The organism is Agathobacter rectalis ATCC 33656 (assembly GCF_000020605.1).
Classification (GTDB): domain Bacteria; phylum Bacillota; class Clostridia; order Lachnospirales; family Lachnospiraceae; genus Roseburia; species Roseburia rectalis.
This window is the reverse complement of record NC_012781.1, coordinates 3,296,108-3,317,120: the sequence shown is the minus strand read 5'-3', so window position 1 is coordinate 3,317,120 and position 21,013 is coordinate 3,296,108. Positions and strand designations below refer to the sequence as shown.

Annotated in this window: 31 protein-coding genes; 25 read left to right on the top strand and 6 right to left on the bottom strand. The window is 39.5% G+C overall.

Annotation, left to right across the window (positions count from 1 at the left end):
* The first annotated feature begins 3 nt into the window (after positions 1-3).
* From EUBREC_RS15840 to EUBREC_RS15810, 7 genes are all read left to right on the top strand, one after another.
* The gene (locus EUBREC_RS15840) at positions 4-507 is read left to right on the top strand and encodes a hypothetical protein (protein ID WP_015514509.1); all 504 of its coding nucleotides are present in this window, start codon (positions 4-6) and stop codon (positions 505-507) included.
* 43 nt (positions 508-550) lie between these two features.
* A complete protein-coding gene (locus EUBREC_RS15835; RefSeq protein WP_012744280.1) occupies positions 551-1,507 on the top strand; it encodes a D-alanyl-D-alanine carboxypeptidase family protein in 957 nt (318 codons plus the stop codon).
* 65 nt (positions 1,508-1,572) lie between these two features.
* Positions 1,573-1,971 (top strand): winged helix-turn-helix domain-containing protein, encoded by a 399-nt coding sequence (locus EUBREC_RS15830; RefSeq protein ID WP_015514508.1) that lies wholly within the window; start codon positions 1,573-1,575, stop codon positions 1,969-1,971.
* A gap of 441 nt (positions 1,972-2,412) precedes the next feature.
* A complete protein-coding gene (locus tag EUBREC_RS15825; RefSeq protein ID WP_012744278.1) occupies positions 2,413-3,015 on the top strand; it encodes a hypothetical protein in 603 nt (200 codons plus the stop codon).
* A 42-nt stretch (positions 3,016-3,057) separates the two neighbouring features.
* A complete protein-coding gene (locus EUBREC_RS15820; RefSeq protein ID WP_012744277.1) occupies positions 3,058-3,642 on the top strand; it encodes an SOS response-associated peptidase in 585 nt (194 codons plus the stop codon).
* A 23-nt stretch (positions 3,643-3,665) separates the two neighbouring features.
* A complete protein-coding gene (locus tag EUBREC_RS15815; RefSeq protein WP_015514506.1) occupies positions 3,666-4,124 on the top strand; it encodes a YaiI/YqxD family protein in 459 nt (152 codons plus the stop codon).
* Between the two features lie 10 nt (positions 4,125-4,134).
* Positions 4,135-4,653, top strand: coding sequence for a hypothetical protein (locus EUBREC_RS15810; RefSeq protein WP_012744275.1), 519 nt, complete (start codon positions 4,135-4,137; stop codon positions 4,651-4,653).
* Positions 4,654-4,668: 15 nt separating this feature from the next.
* On the opposite strand, the gene EUBREC_RS15805 is transcribed toward EUBREC_RS15810, so the two are convergent.
* Positions 4,669-6,048 carry a relaxase/mobilization nuclease domain-containing protein gene (locus EUBREC_RS15805; RefSeq protein WP_012744274.1) on the bottom strand — a complete coding sequence of 460 codons (1,380 nt, stop codon included), beginning with the start codon at positions 6,046-6,048 and terminating at the stop codon, positions 4,669-4,671.
* Positions 6,015-6,338, bottom strand: a complete 324-nt coding sequence (locus EUBREC_RS15800) for a MobC family plasmid mobilization relaxosome protein (protein ID WP_012744273.1) — start codon at positions 6,336-6,338, stop codon at positions 6,015-6,017. The genes EUBREC_RS15805 and EUBREC_RS15800 overlap by 34 nt, the downstream gene beginning before the upstream one ends.
* Positions 6,339-6,590: 252 nt before the next feature.
* Between EUBREC_RS15800 and EUBREC_RS15795 the strand changes: the two genes are divergently transcribed.
* Entirely contained in the window at positions 6,591-6,980 is a 390-nt protein-coding gene (locus EUBREC_RS15795) for an MmcQ/YjbR family DNA-binding protein (RefSeq protein ID WP_012744272.1), read from the top strand.
* Between the two features lie 57 nt (positions 6,981-7,037).
* Here EUBREC_RS15795 and EUBREC_RS15790 read toward each other — a convergent pair whose 3' ends face one another.
* Together EUBREC_RS15790 and EUBREC_RS15785 are read right to left on the bottom strand one after the other, a co-directional pair.
* Positions 7,038-7,238, bottom strand: coding sequence for a helix-turn-helix transcriptional regulator (locus tag EUBREC_RS15790; RefSeq protein WP_005344265.1), 201 nt, complete (start codon positions 7,236-7,238; stop codon positions 7,038-7,040).
* Positions 7,239-7,294: 56 nt separating this feature from the next.
* Positions 7,295-8,026 (bottom strand): helix-turn-helix domain-containing protein, encoded by a 732-nt coding sequence (locus tag EUBREC_RS15785; RefSeq protein ID WP_012744271.1) that lies wholly within the window; start codon positions 8,024-8,026, stop codon positions 7,295-7,297.
* Positions 8,027-8,220: 194 nt separating this feature from the next.
* On the opposite strand from EUBREC_RS15785, the gene dinB reads away from it, so the two are divergent.
* The 5 genes from dinB to EUBREC_RS15760 all read left to right on the top strand — a co-directional run bounded on the left by dinB (position 8,221) and on the right by EUBREC_RS15760 (position 11,151).
* The gene (gene dinB, locus EUBREC_RS15780; RefSeq protein ID WP_023922632.1) at positions 8,221-9,468 is read left to right on the top strand and encodes a DNA polymerase IV; all 1,248 of its coding nucleotides are present in this window, start codon (positions 8,221-8,223) and stop codon (positions 9,466-9,468) included.
* 14 nt (positions 9,469-9,482) lie between these two features.
* The gene (locus EUBREC_RS15775; protein ID WP_023922630.1) at positions 9,483-9,695 is read left to right on the top strand and encodes a LexA family protein; all 213 of its coding nucleotides are present in this window, start codon (positions 9,483-9,485) and stop codon (positions 9,693-9,695) included.
* A gap of 12 nt (positions 9,696-9,707) precedes the next feature.
* Positions 9,708-9,947: a hypothetical protein gene (locus EUBREC_RS15770; protein ID WP_005344271.1), complete on the top strand. Its 240-nt coding sequence runs from the start codon at positions 9,708-9,710 to the stop codon at positions 9,945-9,947.
* 250 nt (positions 9,948-10,197) lie between these two features.
* Positions 10,198-10,770 carry an ArpU family phage packaging/lysis transcriptional regulator gene (locus EUBREC_RS15765; protein ID WP_012744267.1) on the top strand — a complete coding sequence of 191 codons (573 nt, stop codon included), beginning with the start codon at positions 10,198-10,200 and terminating at the stop codon, positions 10,768-10,770.
* 9 nt (positions 10,771-10,779) lie between these two features.
* On the top strand, positions 10,780-11,151 hold the full coding sequence (locus EUBREC_RS15760) for a hypothetical protein (RefSeq protein ID WP_012744266.1): 372 nt from the start codon (positions 10,780-10,782) through the stop codon (positions 11,149-11,151).
* Between the two features lie 74 nt (positions 11,152-11,225).
* Here the strand turns inward: EUBREC_RS15760 and EUBREC_RS15755 are convergent, their stop codons facing one another.
* The gene (locus tag EUBREC_RS15755) at positions 11,226-11,432 is read right to left on the bottom strand and encodes a DUF6219 family protein (protein WP_015524569.1); all 207 of its coding nucleotides are present in this window, start codon (positions 11,430-11,432) and stop codon (positions 11,226-11,228) included.
* Between the two features lie 179 nt (positions 11,433-11,611).
* On the opposite strand from EUBREC_RS15755, the gene EUBREC_RS15750 reads away from it, so the two are divergent.
* From EUBREC_RS15750 to EUBREC_RS17185, 10 genes are all read left to right on the top strand, one after another.
* Positions 11,612-11,929 (top strand): helix-turn-helix domain-containing protein, encoded by a 318-nt coding sequence (locus EUBREC_RS15750; protein ID WP_008688152.1) that lies wholly within the window; start codon positions 11,612-11,614, stop codon positions 11,927-11,929.
* Between the two features lie 151 nt (positions 11,930-12,080).
* Positions 12,081-12,293: a sporulation initiation factor Spo0A C-terminal domain-containing protein gene (locus EUBREC_RS15745; protein ID WP_012744264.1), complete on the top strand. Its 213-nt coding sequence runs from the start codon at positions 12,081-12,083 to the stop codon at positions 12,291-12,293.
* A 7-nt stretch (positions 12,294-12,300) separates the two neighbouring features.
* Positions 12,301-12,732: a hypothetical protein gene (locus tag EUBREC_RS15740; RefSeq protein ID WP_012744263.1), complete on the top strand. Its 432-nt coding sequence runs from the start codon at positions 12,301-12,303 to the stop codon at positions 12,730-12,732.
* A 327-nt stretch (positions 12,733-13,059) separates the two neighbouring features.
* A complete protein-coding gene (locus EUBREC_RS15735) occupies positions 13,060-13,533 on the top strand; it encodes a sigma-70 family RNA polymerase sigma factor (RefSeq protein WP_023922628.1) in 474 nt (157 codons plus the stop codon).
* Positions 13,534-14,107: 574 nt separating this feature from the next.
* Positions 14,108-14,488, top strand: a complete 381-nt coding sequence (locus EUBREC_RS15730; RefSeq protein ID WP_012744261.1) for a type II toxin-antitoxin system PemK/MazF family toxin — start codon at positions 14,108-14,110, stop codon at positions 14,486-14,488.
* A complete protein-coding gene (locus EUBREC_RS15725) occupies positions 14,469-14,717 on the top strand; it encodes a DUF6870 family protein (protein ID WP_012744260.1) in 249 nt (82 codons plus the stop codon). Before EUBREC_RS15730 ends, EUBREC_RS15725 begins: the two co-directional genes overlap by 20 nt.
* Before the next feature lie 108 nt (positions 14,718-14,825).
* Complete coding sequence (locus tag EUBREC_RS15720) at positions 14,826-16,517, top strand: recombinase family protein (protein ID WP_012744259.1); 1,692 nt, start codon at positions 14,826-14,828, stop codon at positions 16,515-16,517.
* A gap of 1 nt (position 16,518) precedes the next feature.
* Complete coding sequence (locus EUBREC_RS15715) at positions 16,519-18,210, top strand: recombinase family protein (RefSeq protein ID WP_012744258.1); 1,692 nt, start codon at positions 16,519-16,521, stop codon at positions 18,208-18,210.
* Positions 18,207-19,784: a recombinase family protein gene (locus EUBREC_RS15710; protein WP_012744257.1), complete on the top strand. Its 1,578-nt coding sequence runs from the start codon at positions 18,207-18,209 to the stop codon at positions 19,782-19,784. The genes EUBREC_RS15715 and EUBREC_RS15710 overlap by 4 nt, the downstream gene beginning before the upstream one ends.
* A 154-nt stretch (positions 19,785-19,938) precedes the next feature.
* Positions 19,939-20,100, top strand: coding sequence for a hypothetical protein (locus EUBREC_RS17185; RefSeq protein ID WP_012744256.1), 162 nt, complete (start codon positions 19,939-19,941; stop codon positions 20,098-20,100).
* A gap of 35 nt (positions 20,101-20,135) precedes the next feature.
* Here the strand turns inward: EUBREC_RS17185 and EUBREC_RS18410 are convergent, their stop codons facing one another.
* Complete coding sequence (locus EUBREC_RS18410) at positions 20,136-20,342, bottom strand: citrate lyase holo-[acyl-carrier protein] synthase (RefSeq protein ID WP_408629365.1); 207 nt, start codon at positions 20,340-20,342, stop codon at positions 20,136-20,138.
* A gap of 148 nt (positions 20,343-20,490) precedes the next feature.
* Between EUBREC_RS18410 and EUBREC_RS15705 the strand changes: the two genes are divergently transcribed.
* A complete protein-coding gene (locus tag EUBREC_RS15705; RefSeq protein WP_012744254.1) occupies positions 20,491-20,742 on the top strand; it encodes an alpha/beta hydrolase in 252 nt (83 codons plus the stop codon).
* Positions 20,717-20,968: a hypothetical protein gene (locus tag EUBREC_RS15700; RefSeq protein WP_303020384.1), complete on the top strand. Its 252-nt coding sequence runs from the start codon at positions 20,717-20,719 to the stop codon at positions 20,966-20,968. Before EUBREC_RS15705 ends, EUBREC_RS15700 begins: the two co-directional genes overlap by 26 nt.
* Positions 20,969-21,013: the final 45 nt, after the last annotated feature.

The following is a 21,013-nucleotide window of genomic DNA, read 5'->3' as shown; positions in this document are numbered from 1 at the left end:
AAAATGAAACGAACAATCTCAAAATCCGAAAGACCGTACAGACTGTTATTGTGTGTTATGATTTCTTTGCTGGTGATTATGCTGGCAGGCTGCTCCACTTCTTCGGACTCCGACACAAACACAAGAGGTTTCACGGACTTTGCTACCATTGAAGAAGAATACCTAACGACCATTGAGAGTTTGAATTGGCCGGAGGGCTTTACGCCGCCTGATGCTTTGGAAGGCGAAGATACGGGAGCGTCTTTTCAGATAGGATATGGCGATACAAGAGCATCTAACCTTTGGGAATATTCTTGGATGCAGGAATGGCTTGATACTTACAATACGGATTCGGAAAGGGCGGCAAAAGCCTTAGCTGAACTCGAAAAAGCCTTTGATATGCCTTATATGGGAACAGATCGCTGTGATGACGCCACACGCAAATATCTTCGTGATAATATTGATAAAGCTAAGTTGGGAGATCCGTCTGGATTTACAGAGTGTATTCAGGCAAATTATGCCGATTAAAAATGGCACATAGGAGTTTTGGTGTTGGGAGGTGAGCACATATATGCAGAGAAAACGCCGTAAGAAAAAACGATTTGGAGTATTTTTGTTTTTGCTTGTAGTTTGTATCGGCATAGGTATAATGTTTGTGCCGTGGGCAATGCAGCCGGAAAATTTCAGAGAGGTAAAGAATAAAATAAATGGTTTTCTCTACAAAGAAGATTTTCCTGACTCTTATAATGCAAAATCGCTGATTTTGGTGGATTGTTCTGATGATGAAATATTTGTTTCAAAAAACGAGAACGAGCCACAAATTCCTGCAAGTTTAGCCAAGCTGTTTGTTATTGAGTATGCGTCAACTTTAGCAGACCTTGATAGTATCGTTGTTGCAGACTATGGTGCTATTTCACTCACGAAACCTGGCTCGTCTGTTGCTCAAATCAAGGAAAAAGAATACTTTTTACACAATCTATTTGCGGCAATGTTAGTACCGTCAGGGAATGACGCAGCTTATGTGGTTGCTGATTATTGTGGAGGATTACTTTCGCCGCAAGCAGAAAGCTGTCAAGAGCGTGTGAGGATTTTCATGGAGAACTTAAACCTGCATTTGCAACAGCAGGGGTACTTAGACACAGTTTTATATGATCCGAGTGGTTTTGATATGGAGGCACTTACCACCACTTTAGATTTGAAAGAAGTAGTATATCGGTTGTTGGAATACTCGTGGTTTAGAGAAATTGTATCTCAAAACACTTATACGGCAACACTGCCTGATGGCAGTACACAAATATGGCAGAATACAAACGCCTTCCTTGATCCGACATCCGAATATTACAACGAAAATGTATGCGGAATTAAGACTGGCTCTCTGTCTGACGACTATAACTTGATTGTGCTTTATCAGCAGCACGGAAAAGAGTTTTTGATATGCAGTTTAGGCTCTCAGTCCGATTCCTCTCGTTATGACGATGTGAATTTTATTCTGAAAACGATTGATGAATCGTATTATCTCACGCAATAAATCTTATGTTGTCCAAGACAAAAAAACTAACCAAGGGGGGTGATAATATCGGACGAATCGTAATAATGGAGTTCAAAGCACAAGACTCAACAGCCTTTGACGATATGCTGGCTTTTGTAAAACAGCACCCTGATTTTGAAAAATTAGAGATTTCATATGAGCCGACATTATCCCTTTCCGGCTTAGAAATCAATTTGAGCCGGCGCAGAGTTATCAATAACGGTCAGGAAATTGAACTGACCGTCAAAGAGTACGATATACTCTGCTTGCTCGCAGCCAATAAAGGTCGTGTTCTTACATACGAGCAGATTTATGATAAGGTGTGGGGCGAAATATCAGCAGGCAATGAAAAGGATACCGTAGGCTTTCACATTCGGAATCTTCGTAAAAAACTTTGTGATACAAACTCTCACTTTTCCATAGATAGTGTTCGTGAGATCGGCTACCGCTTTAACAGTCAGTAAGCAGTCCCTCGTAGTTCATAATGAATTGCGAGGGATTATTCATTTTCTAAGACGGTATGTCGGAATTTGATAAATCCCTGCAAATGTTGATTTTATACGACTGTTAAGAGCAATATCGTGTCTAAACTTGCGACTGGACTTTGCATTTTCTACGAGTTATCTTCGTAATATCTCGGCATTATACTACTGGAATGTTTATCATAAACAGGGCATGATTTATGGCAGAATGGGCAGTCGTTCTCGTGCCATTTATTAGGTCTTGCTTGGATACGAATATGTTTAACTCCATTCTTATCAGAGTAAAGATTACAATTTTTTATAACTGTGTTCTTGACATTAAGGACACTTTTGCATAATGTATTAACTGAAGCCACTTGTGAATACTCCTTTTGTGTTTTTCTTCGCAGTTAATACATTAAAGGACACAAGTGTTTTTTCAATATGGTGTTGTTAATTTATGGTGTTAGGCTTCCACCATTATGCCAGAAGCCTCATATAAATTTATTGGGAAGAGTTACCGATCAAGTTTTCTCAGAATCCGAAGAATGGGATATTGATACGGTGTCAGAAACTATTGCATCGGAATATGAAAGAGCAACGAATCTTTCGATAAATAAAGAGAAGCAGAATTTGCCAATAGAAGAAAAACGAACGATAGATGTTAAAGAAATACGAGAATGGCTGAACTTTATTATTACGATTATATCAGTTGTTTTGGGAGTTACGAATTCTTCAGCAACAACGATAAATAATTACAATTATACACAACAAGTCAATAATTATTACATCGTTGGAATGGGATATGATGCGAAGGAGCTAAATACGACTAAATATAGAATCGTTAATAGAGAATCTATTGTACGACTGAAGCATGACTGCCATTCGATTGTAATTGAAAAGCTTGAGGAAGGGAAAGTTGTTAGAATTATAGATAAATATAAAAAGTGGCGACAGATAATTTGGGAGAATGAAGATGGTGAAGAATGTATGGGGTGGATTCAAAATTATAAATTAACTGAGTTTAAAGTGCCTAGAAATAAATGATGTATATTTGATGAAATAGAATCTATAAGTGAAGGAAGTATTATGTGTGGTAGATATTATATTGATTCTGATATGGCAGATGAAATCGAAAAAGTAGTGCATGATATAGACCAACGGATCCGGCAGGAACATTTTGCAGGAGATATCTTTCCAACCAATGTAGCACCGATCATTGAAAAATCAGAACATGGATTGAAACTGGATGTTTGCAAGTGGGGATATCCATTGTCACAAGGAAAGAATCTGGTTATAAATGCAAGAGCAGAATCTGTTATGGATAAACCTTCTTTTCGAAATGGAATCCTCTATCACCGCATTTTGATACCGGCAAGTGGGTTCTATGAATGGAATCGGTTAAAAGAGAAAAATACATTTTCCAGATATGATGCACCAGTATTGTATATGGCTGGCTTCTGTGATTGGTTTGAGAATGAACGACGATTTGTGATTATGACTACAGCAGCCAATGAATCTATGATAAAAGTACATGATCGTATGCCGCTGATATTGGAAAAAGGACAGCTGAAAGATTGGTTCGATGACAGGAAAATGGAGCAAATTCTGCATCAGGTACCGGTTCAGCTAAAACGAGAGGCAGAATACGAACAGCAGAGCTTATTCTTATAATGGTTCAGAGGAGAAATAGAAAGATGCAAATATTTGTTGATGCAGATGCCTGCCCAGTGGTTGCGATCATTGAAAAGATTGCAAAAGATAATAGTGTTCCGGTAATGTTGTTGTGTGATACAAACCATGTTCTGTCATCGACTTATAGTAAAGTTGTTGTTGTCGGTGCAGGAGCAGATGCAGTAGATTATAAACTGATTAGTATCTGCCATAAAGGAGATATTGTCGTATCACAGGACTATGGTGTGGCTGCAATGGCATTGGGAAAAGGTGCTTATGCTATTCATCAATCAGGTAAATGGTACACGGATGATAATATTGATCAGATGCTAATGGAACGTCACCTGAGTAAAAAAGCCAGAAGAAGTTCCCGTAAATGTCATGTCAAGGGACCGAAGAAGCGGACGGAGGAAGATGATGAAAGATTCGCTCAGTCTTTTGAAAAAATGCTTTTGATGGCACGGGAGAAAGAAGGCAGATGAGGAATTGTAGATGCAGAGGAACGACAGAAGCTATAAAGACTTAAAACAAAAACAGAAGAGTGCAATAGCAGATAAAACATACAAAATGCACTTGAAGTTTTATCTTGAGAATCAGCGAATGCCGGATGCTACTGAAATGAATGATATATGCAAAAGTTTGTTTACGGCAGTTCAATCGCTTGCTCCTAAAACGGAATATGAAGAATTTTATAAAATTGTTGAAAAGCGTGAAAAGAGTTATGAAGAACGTATCCTGAGAGACATTCAGAATGGAATTATAATAGAAACACTTATGGCAAAAAAACATAAGAAAACGCCGGAAGAAAAAGCAGCTGTTGCGAAACAAAAGAAGCAGCAGAGGCGAGCAAGACGGAAACAAGAAACAAGAGATAATCTGGCTAAAGAAGAAATCTTGCAAGATGACAGATTTTTCGTTATTGCCGGTTATACCTCCGGAGGTGCACCGTATGGTGTCACCTGGGAGGAAATGGGTCTGAAACCTTGGGAAGATTTGGAAGAGAATAATTGAGTTGTCAGTGCAATCTTATTTATCTCTTGTGACAGAAACAGGTTCCCGTTTTGCCGGAAGTAAGTCTGAATTGATTTCAGGAGCATCGAGCAGCACAGAGAAATTTTGCTGAATGATATCCAGTGTTTTCTGCTTTTTCTGTAATTTCTGTTTTTCCCGGACGGTAGCAGCTTGTTCAGATTCAAGATTTTCAATCCGCTTCTGGATTTTTTCAGAGCTAGGGATTTTGGTAACACCGAGATCCTGAAGCTCTTTTTTTAGTGAATCGTGGAGTTGGTATTCTGCCAGATGCTTGGAACGGTATTCTTTTGGATTTTTTGCAGATTTGCAATCTTCTATCACTTTACGGCAGAGCCGGTAAGAATCACAGTGTTTCTGAATGACTTTCTGCGTGCTTAGCTCACTGGTGATGTGTGCTATTCTCTGATCAGCCGCTTTAACAGAAGCATCAACATCAGAAACATGCTGCCTGAAATCCTCATAATTCAGTAGGTTATTTTCTGAAAGATAGTTGAAGGTGCGGGCTGCCTCTTTTAGATTATTGAGTTTTGCCCAATGTTCAAATCCTTCTCGATTGCCAGTCGTTACATACGTGGAGATATTGATATACAGGCGAGCTTCTCTGGACAGATGTTTTGGAGTTTTCACTTTGCTACGATTTTTAGCTAAGTGGATGCGGACGTTTTCTTCCGTATAATAACTTCCCAGAGATTTCATATAAGTGAAATTTTTTTGTTCCGGTGCACGGAAAGAAAGATGCTTTCCCTGCCGGACTTCATATCCAGCTAACTGCATTTTTTGTAGAAATTCCTCATAGTTGATGGAAGTCCAGATTGCTTTATCAACTGCAACACGTAGCTTGGCTTTCCAACTGGTGCCACGATGATATTCCATGTTCTCTTTATAGCTTTTTCCTTTTTCTCCGGTTGGCATACTGGTGGCAAGTCCATTTTCCAGGCAGATACGATTACTGATTCTGCAGAGTTTATGGTAGCTCCGCTTATTGGAAACATACTTGTGATGATCAACAAAGCTTGCAGCGTTGAAGATGATATGGTTATGAATGTGCTTTTTATCAACATGGGTACTGATCACGTATTCATATTTTCCTTTCAGTACTTCGGCTGCAAATTGCTGTCCTAAGCGATGGGCAGTTTCGGCATCAACTTCTCCAGGTTTAAATGACTGGATCAGATGAAATGCCAGGTTATTACCTTTGTCCATTCCATTCTTTTTTGCCATTTCTCTAGTCATGGAAAATTCGAGATCAGCAGTTTCCGGGGAACAGCCAAAACTGGAAACCAGCAGTTTTTCATCAGTCTTGTCTGGATTCGTGATATAGTCCAGAGCTTTCTTGTCTGTTACTTTAATGGGGAAGATCTTAATATATGCCATAGTTCTTTCACCATCTCTTTCAATTCTTGCATTTCTTCCGGATATAGATCTCCGGTGGTATTTACCTTTTTTGCAATCTGGTTGATATTTATGCCAATCTTGTGCATTTCCTCATACTGTTTCTTCAGAGGAGTTGTATCTGTGTTGACGATGTAGCCGTCGATTGCCATCTTACGCAGATAAGCTCCCATGTTCTTGGTTTTTGATTCTATCATCTTCCTGCGGATTAGCTTTCGTTCTTCTTCTGTGACATAAAAATGAATTTCTTTGTTTCTTTTTCTTTCAGCCATTAGCAGTTTCTCCTTTCTGAGAGGGCAGTAGTATCGTTGCTTTCAGCGTTTTTCAATTCAGGGCAGGGTACCCTAAATTGGGATTTTCCGGAAGTGTATCCTCACTTCCTGTCCTTGCTGCTGTTTTACCCCTCTATTAGTTAAAGTCAGGAGAACCGGGAAAATGCAAAAGAATTTGGCAGGTAGTACGGGAACTGAAAATATGGTATGATTATGGGCAGGATATCAGAAGAATCAGGAGTTGAATAAACTGTGAAGAAAGAAGAAATTTTTGAATATGTGAAGAAACAGTATGGTACGGTGCCGGAGTATTTATGGGCACAATCACCAGATAATGCTGTGCTACGACATAAGAATGGAAAATGGTATGCTGTGGTCATGACGGTTGAAAAATCGAAACTGGGATTAGAAGGAAAAGATCCGGTTGATATCATGGACGTAAAGTGTGATCCGGACATGACGAATATGATTATTCAGACTTATGGATTTTTACCTGGATACCATATGAATAAGCAGCACTGGATCACGATTTTACTGGATGGTTCTGTCAGTGAGGCTAAGACACTGGACTTTTTGGATATGAGCTATGACCTGATTGACGGAGCAGGCAGAAAAGAAGAAAATGTAAGTGGATTACAGTGATTTTTGAGCAAAAGGAAAACCGGGGATTTTACTCCTCGGTTTTCTGGCTGTTGTGCTTCAGTCTTCAACTTGAAAAATATCTTCTACAGGCACTTTCAGGTAATGTGCCAGCCGGATTGCAATCTCAAGAGAGGGATTTCGTTCTCCACGTTCGATGCGGCCTATCGTCTGGCTGCAGGAACCTATGGCTTCAGCCAAATCTGCTTGAATGAGATTCCGTTCTTCACGAATATCTTTTAATGTATTATTGATTGCCATTCAATCACTTCCTTTGCTTATTGTTATCAGTAGGATCATGAACCTGCTGTTGAAATCTAATGAAATCCTGGAATTTCTGCACCTTTGCATTTCCCGATTACTTTTCCAAAAATCTTAAAAGAGTCAGATTCCAAAACTTGGATAGGACGATATTTTTGATTTAAAGAGATCAGATAAACACCATCTGGCTCATCGTGTAATTCCTTGATGTAAGTATTGCCGTTGAGATAGAAGATTCCAATTTCACCATTAGCAAGAGAATCTTTTTTCTGAATCCATGCAACATCGTCTGTATGATAAAGTGGCTCCATACTATCACCAGAGATCCGCACACCAAAGTCAGTCTGCTCAGGAGCAAGATGTCCTACGTCATAGGTTTCTTTTACAGAATCTTCCAGGTAATTTCCAGTACCAGCAGAAACTGGTTCCCAGGTAATTTCTACAGGATGATGGAATGGGATAATCTTTGCAGACAGTGGAGAAAACTTTTTAGAAGCTTTCAAAATATCAGCAAATTCAATCAATTTATTTCTGCCTTCTTCATTCAATCCACTCATAATGTTATATGGATTTTCTCCAAAGAAGGATTCATATATATCTTCGATATCAAGTAACTGGCAAAGTGTCAGGAAAACATGTAAAGCGGGTTCTCGTGCATTGTTCTCCCATTTGGAGAGTGCTTTTGTAGTGACCTGAATACCTTCCTGAGAAAGCAGGTTTACCAGATCTGATTGAGAGTATCCTTTCTTTTTTCTATTTTCTGCTAATATTTCCCCGAAATCACGCATTTGTTCGCCTCATTTCTATTTGAATTTTCTATATGCATTATACCGTATGTTAGAAATAAAATCAACAATAATCTCCAAAATGGAGAAAATACAACCAAGATGTTACTTGACTATCTCCGAAATGTCGATATATACTAAACATACAGAAATTGATAAGACATTATGTTGAAGGAAGCAGCTGGGAGGTGAAAAGTTTGAGTGAGCGTGTGATCCTGCATAGTGATATGAACTGTTTTTATGCCAGTGTAGAAATGCTACATCATCCGGAATTTGCTGGAATGCCTCTGGCAGTCGGTGGTGATCCGGAAGCCCGGCATGGAATTGTGCTGACAGCAAATTATATTGCCAAGAAAAAAGGAGTAAAAACCGGAATGGCATTATGGCAGGCGAAACAGGTTTGCCCGGAAATTATTTTTGTACCACCACGGATGGATTTATATTTGCGATTTTCTCAAATGGCAAGGGAAATCTATTCAGAGTATACAGATAAAATTGAGCCATATGGAATTGATGAAGCCTGGCTGGATGTATCAGATAGTGGAAATCTGAAAGGAAGCGGAATGACGATTGCGAGAGAAATCAGCCATCGGATTAAATACGAACTTGGAGTAACAGTGAGTATTGGAATTTCCTGGAATAAGATTTATGCGAAACTTGGTTCAGATTACAAAAAGCCGGATGCAATCACAGAGTTTAATCGAGAAAATTATAAAGACAGGATATGGCAGCTTCCTGCGTCAGATTTGCTTTATGTCGGAAGACAGACAAATAAGAAATTGCAAAAACTTGGAATCCGGACAATCGGGCAACTTGCGGAATCAGACGAAAAGTTGTTAGAGAGCCATTTTGGAAAAATAGGAAATGTATTATGGGCTTTCGCAAATGGCTGGGATGAAGATCCGGTTTGCAAGGAAGGGTATGAAGCTCCAGTAAAGTCGATAGGTAATAGCACCACAACACCGAGAGATCTGGAAAATGATCTGGATGTTTGGATCATTCAAATAGCATTGGCAGAAAGTGTAGCTGCACGATTGCGGAAACATGGATTTAAATGCAAAACAGTAGAAATTACAGTTCGAGATAATGGATTGTATAGTTTTTCCAGACAGATACATTTACGACAGCCAACGAATATTACAAATGAGATTGTAACTGCAGCATTTCAGCTATTTAAAGATAATTACAAATGGGAACATCCCATTAGAAGCCTGGGAATCCGAGCTGCGGATCTTGTGTTAGATGATATTCCCGTGCAGTTGGATTTATTTGGAAATCAGGAGAAAAAAGAAAAGTTAGAGAAGCTGGATCGTACTGTAGATGAGATAAGACGACGGTTTGGATATTTCAGTATACAGCGAGCGGCAATGTACCAGGATAAAGTCTTATCCCACTTAGACGCTGGTACGCACACGGTCCATCCACACAGTTATTTTCATGGGTAATTGGAGGGATAGATTTGAAAAAAGCATTAACCAGAAAACAGGAAGAAAGTTATCAGTGTATTTTGAATTATACGAAGGAGCATGGATATCCGCCGACAGTTCGGGAATTTGGAGAGTTGATCGGGGTGAAATCAACATCATCTGCTTTTTCCAGAATCAAGCAGTTGGAGCAAAACGGATATATCCGAAGGATTCCGGCATCGCCAAGAGCAATCGAGATTTTATAGTGAGGTGTCGGCATGAACAAAGTATATGTAGATGTAGTGGCAGAGTTTCGGAAAGACGGACAGCTGGTTCCCATATTTTTTACATGGGAGGATGGAAGAAAGTATAGCATTGACAGAATTTTGAAAATCGAGCGATGCGCCAGCAGAAAGGCAGGCGGTGTAGGAATGATGTACACCTGTATGATACAGGGACAGGAAAGCCATTTGTTTTACGAAGTGGATAAATGGTTTATGGAGAGAAAAACAGCATAAGGAGAGATAGGTATAGACGATATTATTTGGATTATTAACCGGCAGGGATAGTCACTTTCCCTTTATATTCCTGCAGGTTTTACATAAGAAGATGGATTCCGGTCAGCAAAGGCAACTCCCACAATGCCTTTTGGATATCCGCTTCTGCAAATTGTAGTAAGTAATTGCTTCCCATCAAAATCATGGGGAAAGCGAACTGGTCTGAAAGACCGCCAGTTAGTGTGATGATGATAAGGAGATTTTGAAACTGATGACAGACAGAGATTATGCAATTAAATCAATGAAAGAGATTACCTTCCAGATGGCAAGCCATGCACAGGATTATCTGGAAGTTACAATCGAAAGACATTATACTGATATTAAAGAACTGATGACAAGTTACCAGAAGCTGATTTTGGAAAATCAGGTCGTATTGGAAGAACTGGATATGGAGTGCCAGGAGAAGATCAATGAAGATATGGCATATGCGTTAAGCTACCTGAGCATTTATAATCATCAGCTGAACGTGCCAAAGATGCACCGGGAGATGAATAACCTGATGATTATTTATGGACTGTCGGACATGATCTATCGGGGAATGACACTGGTGAAATTTTATGCTCCCAATGGTGTGACACTCAGTGAAATTCTTCATTCCTGCTTTTGCAGTCATTACAATAAGACAGATGTGGAAGTGCAGCAGGAACTGGGAATAGGCAGGACTTCTTTTTATAAGATGAAGAAGCAGGCCCTTGGATATTTAGGATTTTATTTTTATGAGATCGTGGTACCGCAGGCAAAGGATAAAAGATTTAAACCGTCACTGGGCGTAGAGGAAGAGTAGGTGAGTAATATGAGATACGAAGATTCGATGAAAGGTGTAGCTGCTCAGATAATCAAAGAACAGCAGCGAGCCAGTAAAATAAAAAACAATCCAGAAGAGTTCCATTGGCATGACGAATATGCAACGTTGAATTTCTTTCGGTTTATCTGCAAAAATATCGGTAACTTGGGAAATGGAGAAATTGAGAAAATGGTCACACGCTTGAAAAGCATAGATCAGAAAGCAGTGGAAAACCATGTGAATGGTGCTGTTTGGGCATTTGATTATGATAAGATGTTCTGTGTACTGATGGAAAATGAAATTTGCCGAAAGGTGTGTGAAAAGAATAAATATAATAGTTGGATGAAGTTGATTGGACAGTATTGTGTTTCAATGGCTTAAAGATGAAGAAAGTTGTTGGAGGGAAAAAACTCTCCAGCAACTTTGTCTTTGATGAATAGAGGTCAATTTTTTGTTCAATTATTTTCACTATTGTTTGATTCAGTGATTTTTTTCTTCTTTGGAGAAACCAGTTTGTGACCGGAATAAATGGACATGCCCATACAAAGCAATGAAGAATAGGCAAAGTATTTATGTGCAGTCATAGATTTTCTGATTCCAGAATAAATGCATCCCAACATACAGAAAAGTGCGCCTAGGGACCAGTATTTATGTGATTTCATGATTTGATACCTCCTTTGATTTAGCTGCTTCAATCATAACTCTATTTTACGAATATGCAAAGAAAATCTTGAAATATAGTTCTGTAGAATTAGAACTTGGCTTTGCGATTCTGTATATTTAAGATATCCACAAGTATACTAAATCCAGAACGATTATTCGTTCTGGAGGAGGTGTTACGATGGATTTGAAGGCAGTAGGACAGCGAATCAAATCAGCACGAGAAGCAAAAAATCTCACGCAAGAGGAACTGGCTGCATTAGTAAATTTAAGTCCGACGCATGTGAGTGTAATAGAGAGAGGCTTGAAAGTTACAAAATTGGATACCTTTGTTGCAATTGCAAATGCATTAGATGTTTCTGCAGATACTCTTTTGATTGATGTTGTGGCACATTCAGTTACAGGTGTTACCAATGAGCTGACAGAGAAAATAGAAAAACTTCCGATCAAAGAGCAGAAAAAAATTATCAAAGTAATTCATACATTATTGGAAGAGTAATATGACAAAATGGGAAGAGCAAGTAGCTCTTCTTTTTTTTGACTTTTTATTCCGCTTTAAATTGTAAAGTGTCTTTTCATGATAATAGAAATATGCTAAATTAGTTCTATAGAACAATGTGTAATTCTACTTATATATTGGAGGAAAATGAATGAGAGAGAAAACTATTTATGAGAAAATTGCAAAAAAGTACAACACAACACCAGAAGAGGTACGCAGAGAAATGCAGATAGCCATAGATGCAGGATTTGATAATCCTGATCCGGATGTGCAGGAAGAATGGAAGAAAATGACACTTAAAGGAGACAGACCCACACCGGAAGAAGTAATCAATTACGCAGTAAAACAATTAAAAGGAAATTAATGAAAATATGAAAAGAAAGATAATTGCAGTAATCTCAGGAGCAGTCATCTTGATAATTGCTACAGGAAGTATTTATGGGAAACCTGAATCTGGTCATAAGGAAGGTGAACCTGATGTAGTAGGAACATTTTCCATAAATCAGGATGAAAATCTAACCGTAGTAGCTAACCGGGAAAATATTGAGGATAGAGAAGCGTTTGCAAGAGAACTTTTGCAGATGTACAAGGAGAATTCTTTTCATTCGACAAAATTCTCCACAGACAGGGGATATGCGACGAGTCTTGATATGAACATCTATTTATGGAAAGAGGATATTGAAGATGGGGAATCGGTAATGACAGCCGAATACAGACCTGTAGAATATGGAAAGGACTATGATGTTGTCAATAATCCTGATAAATTTCAACTATATATAGATGGAAAAGAAGTAGAAGAATAACACGGTGAACTTTTTATACTGAAATATGTACGATTTCAATAATGATGTGAACTTATAGGAATGTATTGCGGATACTTTGTGAACTTTATCCTGATACAATGATTATGCTGATGAAAGAAGGCATAGATAACTGAATATAAGAAAGAGACGAAGGCCTCAGTAGTTAAGAAAAAAACTACTGGGGCTTTTTTTCGTGCCTGAATTTCTCAGCCAATAACTGCGGGTATGTCCCGGCAGGATAAAGGCGGAGCAGGCATGATTCTAAACAGAGGTCCGCCTTCTGGATTTGAAACAAGCAACGAGATTTCAAATTCAGGAGGAACGGACATGTATATTGAACACCCATATTTTTATGAAGGAAAGTATTACGCAAATATTGATGGAGAGATGATTGAGATTACAAAAGAGGTTGCGTATGCGATGAACAATTTTTATAGAAGCAGCAAGGCAAAAAAGGTAGAAATCAAAAACGAATTGGGAGAGGTCGTGGACAAGATGTTGAGGGAAGTACCTTACAGTGGTCAGTCCATTGATGGAGAAGGCTTTATGATAGAGGATTTTCCGGATCTGAATTGTGATGTGGAGCATAGTGTGCTGACAAAAATGGAACAGCAGGATATCCACAAAGTGATCAATCAGCTGAACTCCGAGGAACGCATGATTATTTACGGTATTTTCTTTGAAAACAAGACACAGACACAGATGGCAGAGATTATGGGAATTTCCAGACAGATGCTGTCATACAAGCTGAAATCCATTCTTAATAAGATGCGTGAAATGTATATGAATAAATTTTTTTAAAAAATTTTTCAAAATCTTTTGCATCTTCCGAAGTCATTTGACTTTAGTAATTAGAGGAGCTTTAAGGACTCCCTAAAACGCACCGTGATAACTGAATATCCAATAATAACTGACGTGACATTTCATACAGTGAGCACGAGGAAGATGCCGCTATAGGATTATAAGACGTAAAAACATTTTTAGAGCTAATAATGCTGCGAAAAAGCACTGACCAAAGCCAGTCGGCAGGCTGGTGATGCGATGACATGTGTGAGATGCGATACACTTGCAGACCCTGAGAAGTCTGTAATTGGTAAACCTATGAACTGCCAGAGCCTGGAAACGAGAGTTTTTGGGTTGTGGTCCGGAGTATAGCATTCGGACAGGTTATTATTCCCTTCCTGCAGATGCAGGAGTAACGATTCGGGGTATCGAGGATAAATAGAATCGAGCGAGCACTGTTTAATAATCAAATTGGTTATAGAGGTTATGCGGCAGAGCTTTCCATCTTGGAAAGGAACTCTGCCGTATTCCTGTGGAGCCAATATAGCGCTAGGGATGCTTTACAAATAAAAAAAGATTGGAGAGATGACAAGTGACGATTCGAAGAGGAGATATCTTATGGGCGGATCTCGGTATGTTTCCGACAACTTCGGTTCAGGGTGGAGTAAGACCGGTGATCGTAGTAAGTAACAACAAAGCTAATACATACAGTTCAGTCATTACAGTAGTTCCGCTGACGTCAAGAATATATAAGAAGCGGTATTTGCCAACACATGTATTTATCAGTAAGTACGATATGACAGGGATCCGAAAAGGAAGCCTGGCATTGGCTGAACAGGTTATGAGTATTTCTACAAAATGTATTATTGAGAAATGCGGAAGAGTAAATAAGTGGAGCCTGGATCGGGTACTGAAAGCAGTACGGATTCAGATGGGAATGGAAGGAGAAGGGCATGACAGCAGAGGAATATAGAAATTATCTGGATCAGGATTTCAGTGATGTGGATATCAATGAAATGACTGATCTACGGATGATAAAAACAGACAGAAATAAATCGCTTCAGGAACGGAGAGATATTTTTCTGAATAAAGTAGGAAATCCTTATCTGGTCCGGATCGGTAATATGAAAGTAAAAGTCAGATTTGCAAATAACGGTATATCTATGGAGCAGGCATTTGAGAATATGCTTCTGAGTGTCTGAAAAAGTACTGGTAAAATTGAGGGGACTGTGTTAGAATGTCGGTAAGGACAAATTATGCAGCCCCCTTTTATTACATGGATTTTCTGACGTAATAAAAGGAGGTAAGATATGTATCAGAATATCAACAAAATCTATCATGCCGCCATCTATGTCAGATTATCTAAAGAAGATGGCGATATTTCCAGTTCAGCAAAACTGGAAAGTAACAGCATTTCTAACCAGAAAGCTTTGATTCTGGATTTCCTGAAAGACAAAAAAGATATTGAAGTTGTTTCAGTCCGAGTTGATGATGGCTACTCAGGCTCTAATTTTGAGCGCCCTGCATTCCAGGCAATGCTGGAAGATATCCGGCATGGGATTGTAGACTGCGTAGTGGTAAAAGATTTATCACGATTTGGAAGGGAATATATTGATTCCGGGAAGTATATCGAGAGATTATTCCCGGCTCTTGGTGTGCGTTTTATTGCCATCAATGATAATTATGACAGTCTTAAGGGAAAGAATCAGGCAGACGAAATCATTATCCCATTTAAAAATTTAATCAACGATGCTTATTGTCGTGATATTTCTATTAAGATCAGGAGTAATCTTGAGATTAAGAGGAAAAAAGGCGAGTGCGTGACTCCGTTTGTAGCATTTGGATACAGGAAGACAAAGACAGATAAGCATAAATTAGAGATTGATCCATCGGCGGGCGGTGTAGTACAGGATATTTTTAAGATGAAGCTGCAGGGAATGAGTCAGGATGCGATCGCTAATCGTTTAAATGAACTGGGTATTCTTTCCCCATTTGAGTATAAAATAAGCAGCGGCAGTCGTTATGAAACAGGTTTCCGGCAGAAAGAACAGGCACTTTGGAGTTCCGTTACGGTCCGCAGGATACTGGAAAACGAGGTTTATATCGGAAACCTTGTACAGGGAAAAAGGACAACTCCAAACCATAAAGTGAAGCAGACTTATGTGAAACCGGAAGATGACTGGATCCGGATTGAGAAAAATCATGAACCTCTGGTGAGTGACCGTGATTTTGAAATTGTTCAGAGGCTTCTTGGCATGGATACACGTACTTCACCTGACCAAAAGCAGGTATATCTGTTATCCGGAATTGCTGTATGTGCGGATTGTGGAGCACCTATGACAAGAAAGGTTTCTACTGTGGCAGGAAAAAAATATGCTTATTATCTATGTTCCACAAATAAAGAAACAAAACGCTGTTCCAGTCATAGAATACCGGAAAAGGATCTGGAAGATGCCGTATTAGTGATGTTGAAACAGCATATCCAGAATATCCTGCACCTGAAAAGAGTCCTGGAATTTATCGGTACTGTGCCATTTCAGGGGATCAATATGAAAAAGCGGCAGGACAGGCTGGAGAAGAAAAAGCAGGAGAAAGAACGCTGTAAGGAGTTACGGATGATGCTCTATTCGGATATGAAAGAGGGCATTGTATCAAAAGAAGACTATGTAGAGCTTCATGCAGCATATGGAAAGCGGCTTAGAAATGCGGAAGAGAGTATCCGTGCGATCCAGAAAGAAATGGATAACGAGCTGGAAAAAGCAGACAAAGCCAATACCTGGCTGGATTATTTTGTGAAATATCAGGATATTGAAGAACTGTCCCGCACTGTGGTGGTAGAACTGATCAGGCAAATCAGAGTATATGATAAAAAGAATATAGAGATCACTTTTGATTTTGATGATTGTTATCAGACATTGCTGAATCAATTACCTGCTATGGGAGTTGATATGGTAATAGATGATGATAACAATCTGCAGGTCAATGTAAAGGAGGTTGTATAAAATGGCACGAAAGAGCAGGAAAAACATTCCGGAAGTAGTCAGCAGTGCAACCGTCCAGACAGAGGTGAGCAGACCGTTCCGGGCAGGATTGTATGCCAGAATTTCAATGGAAACAGAAGAAACCTTAGAAAGAGGAACGATAGAAACCCAGGTGGAACTGATGAAAAACTTTGTGGCAGATACGGAAGACATCGCAGTTGCAGAAATATATAAGGATTCTGATTATTCTGGTACAAATTTCGACCGTCCTGGTTTTACGCAGATGATGGAAGATATCAAGCATGGAAAAATTAACTGTGTGATTGTAAAGGATCTATCCAGACTTGGAAGGAATTATGTAGAGACAAGTAATTATATTGAGCGTGTATTTCCGTTTTTTCATGTGCGGTTTCTTGCTGTGACGGATGACTTTGATTCTTTCCGTGAGGGAGTGGATCTGACAGTTCCCTTAAAAAATATCATCAATGAGTTTTATTCCAAAGACCTTGCAAAAAAGAGCAGCAGTGCCAAAAAAGCCCTGTGGAAAGAAGGAAAATTTACTGGTGCATGGGAACCTTATGGATACAGGAAATCAGAACAGGACAGACACCAGCTGGTAGTTGACGAGGAGGCTGCCGGACATTTACGAGAAATTTTTACTATGTATATGGATGGATGCAGCTACAGCGATATTGCAAAAAGACTGAATACAGATGGTATCCTTTCCCCGACTTTGCAGAGGGAATATTATAAAACAGGCGAAAAGCCTTCACCGGAATCCAAACCTTGGAATAATTATGAAGTGAAACGTGTACTTCAGGATGTCCATTGTACCGGAGATTCTGTATATGGAAAATATCAGCAGAGTGTTTTTCAAGGAAACAAGCAGAGAAATCTACCGGAGAGTGAGTGGCTCTATGCTGAGAATACCCACGAAGGAATTATTGATAAAGAACTGTTCCGGCAGGTACAGGAAAAAATCCGGGAATTTACGGAAGCATACAAAAAGAAGCATCAGCTGAATAATGGAGCCATTCGGAATCATAATTTCTATACCGGCAAGATCAGGTGTGGGGGTTGTGGGAACCGCATGGTGTTGTCCAGAGAAAAAACAGGGACATTTTATTATATCTGTGGTGCAGATGCGAACCATAAATCCGGAGGAAATCAGTGTAAGGGGCACAGAGTCAAAAAAGAATACGTGGATGAAGACGTCCTTCGCCTGATCCAGTCACATATGAAAGCCGTATTGGATACAGAGAAACTGATCCGTGAAATGAATTCTGCTTCCAGAAACCAGACACAGTATTTGCTTCTGGATAAGGAAGTGGGGAAACTTCGGCGGGAGTTGAGCAGGATCAGCAAGCGTAAATCTGATTTATATGAGGATTATTCGGAACGTCTGATTACAGAAGAAGAATACATGCAGTTTTCCCGTATCTATTCCAATGAAATAGAAAACATCAAGAACCGCCTGGATGTAGTATTGGCGGCACAGGTACGGTATTCCAAGGATTATCATATCGAGGAAGGATGGGGAAAAGTGATACATACTTATATGTCAAAGCGTAAGCTGACAAAAGAAATGGCAGATGCCTTTGTGGATTCAATTATTATCCATGGTAAGTATGATTATGAGATCAAGCTGGTATATGACGATCAGTTTGCAGATTTACAGAAATTAAAGAAAGAGAAGGAGGCGCAGTCAAGATGACAGATCATAGAAAAACAGCTGTTTACATCCGTTTATCCGCAGAAGATGACAATGTAGATGGCAGAGCTAAAAAAGAGAGCGACAGTGTAACTTCTCAGAGAATTCTGTTAAAATCATTTGTGATTGATCAGCTGGGTGTAGATGAGGCAGATATCCTGGAATATGTGGATGATGGTGTCAGCGGTACTCATTTTAAACGGCAGGGATTTCAACAGCTGCAGGATGACATGAAAAGTGGAGAAATCGGCTGTGTAGTTGTAAAAGACTTTTCCAGATTCGGAAGAGACTATCTGGAAGTTGGATTTTATATTGAATATATTTTTCCACTTCTGCAGATTCGATTTATTTCGATTAATGACAGCTATGACAGTGCAGCAAGCAGCGGAATGACTGGTGGAATGAATGTGGCATTGCAGAATCTGGTATACAATATGTATAGCCTGGATTTGTCCAAGAAAATTTCATCAGCAATGCAGACGAGAACAAAAAATGGTACACGTCTTCCGGTAAATGCCAGATATGGCTATAAAAAAGGAAAAGATGGAAGGCTGGAAGTTGATCCGGAGGCTGCAAAAGTCGTGAAAATGATTTTTCAGATGGCAGCGGAGGGAACAAGTTTTGCAGATATTACAAGGGAATTGAACAGACAGGCGATTGCTACTTGTGATGAGCAGAAATTATCAAGAGGGGATCAGGTGCAGTTCCAGAGGTTTGACACGATCAAAAAGAAACACTGGAGCCCTACGACAGTATCGGCAATCGTCCGGGATGAGATTTATATTGGAACCAGAATCTGGGGCAAAACACGTTGCAGTATGCATACGGGCCATAAAGCAGTTCTGAATGATGAAACAGAATGGGTTCGCCTGGAAAATCATCATACGGCAATTATAGACAGGGAATTGTTTGAAAAAGCAAATGAAATGCATCCGAAAAAGAAGAGAAGTGTTGCAGAATCACGCACCAATTTTACTCTGGAAAGACGTAAAAAACAGCCGGCCTTGCTGATATGTGCCAACTGTGGGCATTCTCTGTTAAAAGAAACAGAGCATCTGCTGAAATGTTCAGATGCCAGAACCAATGGTGATCCTGTGTGCCGAAGTCTGGTGATTCGTAGGGAACCGATGGAGGAGAATATCCTTGGGCTTGTCCGTCAGTATGCAGCGTCAATGTTGAAAAAAGGAAAGAAAGTATCTTCCAAAAGACAATGTGAATACAAAGAGATCAATACTACAGAATTGCAAAAACAGAGCCGACAGTTGACCTCGGAAAAGATGAAACTCTATGATGATTACAAAGATGGTCGTATAGATCGTGATTCGTATAAGCAGAGAGCTGAAAAGATAAGTGTACAGCTGGATGAAATAAAACGAAAGATAGAAGATGCGAAGAATAGTAAAAAGCTTCTTGAACAAAATGAACTTTCTGATAAAATAAAACTAAAAGATTTCTTGGGAATTCAGAAGTTCGATACAGAGAAGCTGCGTGAGGTTATCAAGGTGATCCGTGTTCATAGTCAGGATGAAATTGAAATCGAATGGAATTTTGACGATATTTTTTCAGAACAGAGATAACTTGAGCAGGACAAGAATGACTTATCAAAAGATAATAAAGGTGCTGGGACTACCTGATGGAAGCGTCAGATAGTCTTCGGCAGAAAAAAATAAAATTTTTTTTGTCCTATACTTGACACATCCACATACCCTTCGTCATACGGGATGTACCAGATTGGGTGAGAACAATGTCAATCCTAAAGTTATGCAGTATGTCATGGGCCATTCGGATGCACAGATCACAATGAATGTCTACAATCATATTGCAGAGAAGTCTCATGTGGAGAACGAGATGTCTAAAATGAATCTGCCAGAAACCGTACCTGCTGTGGTATAAACCAGAAGTCGTTGTCGTAAAATGTGGTAAGAAAATCAGACTTTTTGACAATCAAATTCCATTAGCATCTCTTCAATTTTCGATTGCATTTCGTTCACACTATGCTTCCGTGTACGAGCACATTCCTGAGCCTGACACCCACAGATAATACATTTTCGGAAAGAAGGACGGGATAATTTCTGACCATTTATATCAATCACATCAAGATCAAAAAGGCGACCGACAGGATGAGTTTCTTCAATATCTGTTGTCAGATCCTTGATTTTTTTGCAGGATAGTCAACTGCAAGAAGAAGTTCATCTCCTGTTTTTTCGTGGATTTCCAATAAATTTTTGATTTTGGCTTGTGTCGATTCTAACTTTGCTAATAACGCATGCTTTCCGCTGGTAAATGCAGCATGGATTCGGTGAGAGTGAGATTTCCTGGACAACAACCGGAAAAGCCAATATCATACTGGATAACCTGATCGAAATGGGAAAAATAAAACCTTTTACACTTGTGATGAGTGACGGCATGGTACAGGAAAAGGTCGGCTCAGAAGAACGATTAAACCATGTTTTGCTGGAACGTATGCTGGTAGAGGAAATTATTCCGATGGCAGAGAAAAAATATCAGTTTGGCGGTCGGAAGAAAACCTTATGAGCAGACCCATCTGAAGGCGATGGACGATCCGTACTTTAATAACTATTTTCATACCTTTTTCCGGTGCATCGGAGATAATGACTGTTTCCGTTCCAGATTTCTGGAAGAGGATGCAATCATCCAGGAGAAAGGTGTCCATGAAATCAGGAAAATCTATCCGGGCGGACATGACTGGAATGTGTGGAGACCGTGCTTTACGGATTTTGCGCAGATGATTTTCCGGTAGGATTGTATAAAGTAAGAAAATATAGTCGAGCAGGAGCTGCCCGGC

Excerpts from the sequence above, each read along its gene's own strand:
- EUBREC_RS15840 (WP_015514509.1), top strand. The coding sequence starts at position 4 with ATGAAACGAACAATCTCAAAATCCGAAAGACCGTACAGACTGTTATTG.
- EUBREC_RS15835 (WP_012744280.1), top strand. The coding sequence starts at position 551 with ATGCAGAGAAAACGCCGTAAGAAAAAACGATTTGGAGTATTTTTGTTT.
- EUBREC_RS15830 (WP_015514508.1), top strand. The coding sequence starts at position 1,573 with ATGGAGTTCAAAGCACAAGACTCAACAGCCTTTGACGATATGCTGGCT.
- EUBREC_RS15825 (WP_012744278.1), top strand. The coding sequence starts at position 2,413 with ATGGTGTTGTTAATTTATGGTGTTAGGCTTCCACCATTATGCCAGAAG.
- EUBREC_RS15820 (WP_012744277.1), top strand. The coding sequence starts at position 3,058 with ATGTGTGGTAGATATTATATTGATTCTGATATGGCAGATGAAATCGAA.
- EUBREC_RS15815 (WP_015514506.1), top strand. The coding sequence starts at position 3,666 with ATGCAAATATTTGTTGATGCAGATGCCTGCCCAGTGGTTGCGATCATT.
- EUBREC_RS15810 (WP_012744275.1), top strand. The coding sequence starts at position 4,135 with ATGCAGAGGAACGACAGAAGCTATAAAGACTTAAAACAAAAACAGAAG.
- EUBREC_RS15805 (WP_012744274.1), bottom strand. The coding sequence starts at position 6,048 with ATGGCATATATTAAGATCTTCCCCATTAAAGTAACAGACAAGAAAGCT.
- EUBREC_RS15800 (WP_012744273.1), bottom strand. The coding sequence starts at position 6,338 with ATGGCTGAAAGAAAAAGAAACAAAGAAATTCATTTTTATGTCACAGAA.
- EUBREC_RS15790 (WP_005344265.1), bottom strand. The coding sequence starts at position 7,238 with ATGGCAATCAATAATACATTAAAAGATATTCGTGAAGAACGGAATCTC.
- EUBREC_RS15785 (WP_012744271.1), bottom strand. The coding sequence starts at position 8,026 with ATGCGTGATTTCGGGGAAATATTAGCAGAAAATAGAAAAAAGAAAGGA.
- EUBREC_RS15770 (WP_005344271.1), top strand. The coding sequence starts at position 9,708 with ATGAACAAAGTATATGTAGATGTAGTGGCAGAGTTTCGGAAAGACGGA.
- EUBREC_RS15765 (WP_012744267.1), top strand. The coding sequence starts at position 10,198 with ATGACAGACAGAGATTATGCAATTAAATCAATGAAAGAGATTACCTTC.
- EUBREC_RS15760 (WP_012744266.1), top strand. The coding sequence starts at position 10,780 with ATGAGATACGAAGATTCGATGAAAGGTGTAGCTGCTCAGATAATCAAA.
- EUBREC_RS15755 (WP_015524569.1), bottom strand. The coding sequence starts at position 11,432 with ATGAAATCACATAAATACTGGTCCCTAGGCGCACTTTTCTGTATGTTG.
- EUBREC_RS15750 (WP_008688152.1), top strand. The coding sequence starts at position 11,612 with ATGGATTTGAAGGCAGTAGGACAGCGAATCAAATCAGCACGAGAAGCA.
- EUBREC_RS15745 (WP_012744264.1), top strand. The coding sequence starts at position 12,081 with ATGAGAGAGAAAACTATTTATGAGAAAATTGCAAAAAAGTACAACACA.
- EUBREC_RS15740 (WP_012744263.1), top strand. The coding sequence starts at position 12,301 with ATGAAAAGAAAGATAATTGCAGTAATCTCAGGAGCAGTCATCTTGATA.
- EUBREC_RS15735 (WP_023922628.1), top strand. The coding sequence starts at position 13,060 with ATGTATATTGAACACCCATATTTTTATGAAGGAAAGTATTACGCAAAT.
- EUBREC_RS15725 (WP_012744260.1), top strand. The coding sequence starts at position 14,469 with ATGACAGCAGAGGAATATAGAAATTATCTGGATCAGGATTTCAGTGAT.
- EUBREC_RS15720 (WP_012744259.1), top strand. The coding sequence starts at position 14,826 with ATGTATCAGAATATCAACAAAATCTATCATGCCGCCATCTATGTCAGA.
- EUBREC_RS15715 (WP_012744258.1), top strand. The coding sequence starts at position 16,519 with ATGGCACGAAAGAGCAGGAAAAACATTCCGGAAGTAGTCAGCAGTGCA.
- EUBREC_RS15710 (WP_012744257.1), top strand. The coding sequence starts at position 18,207 with ATGACAGATCATAGAAAAACAGCTGTTTACATCCGTTTATCCGCAGAA.
- EUBREC_RS15705 (WP_012744254.1), top strand. The coding sequence starts at position 20,491 with ATGCAGCATGGATTCGGTGAGAGTGAGATTTCCTGGACAACAACCGGA.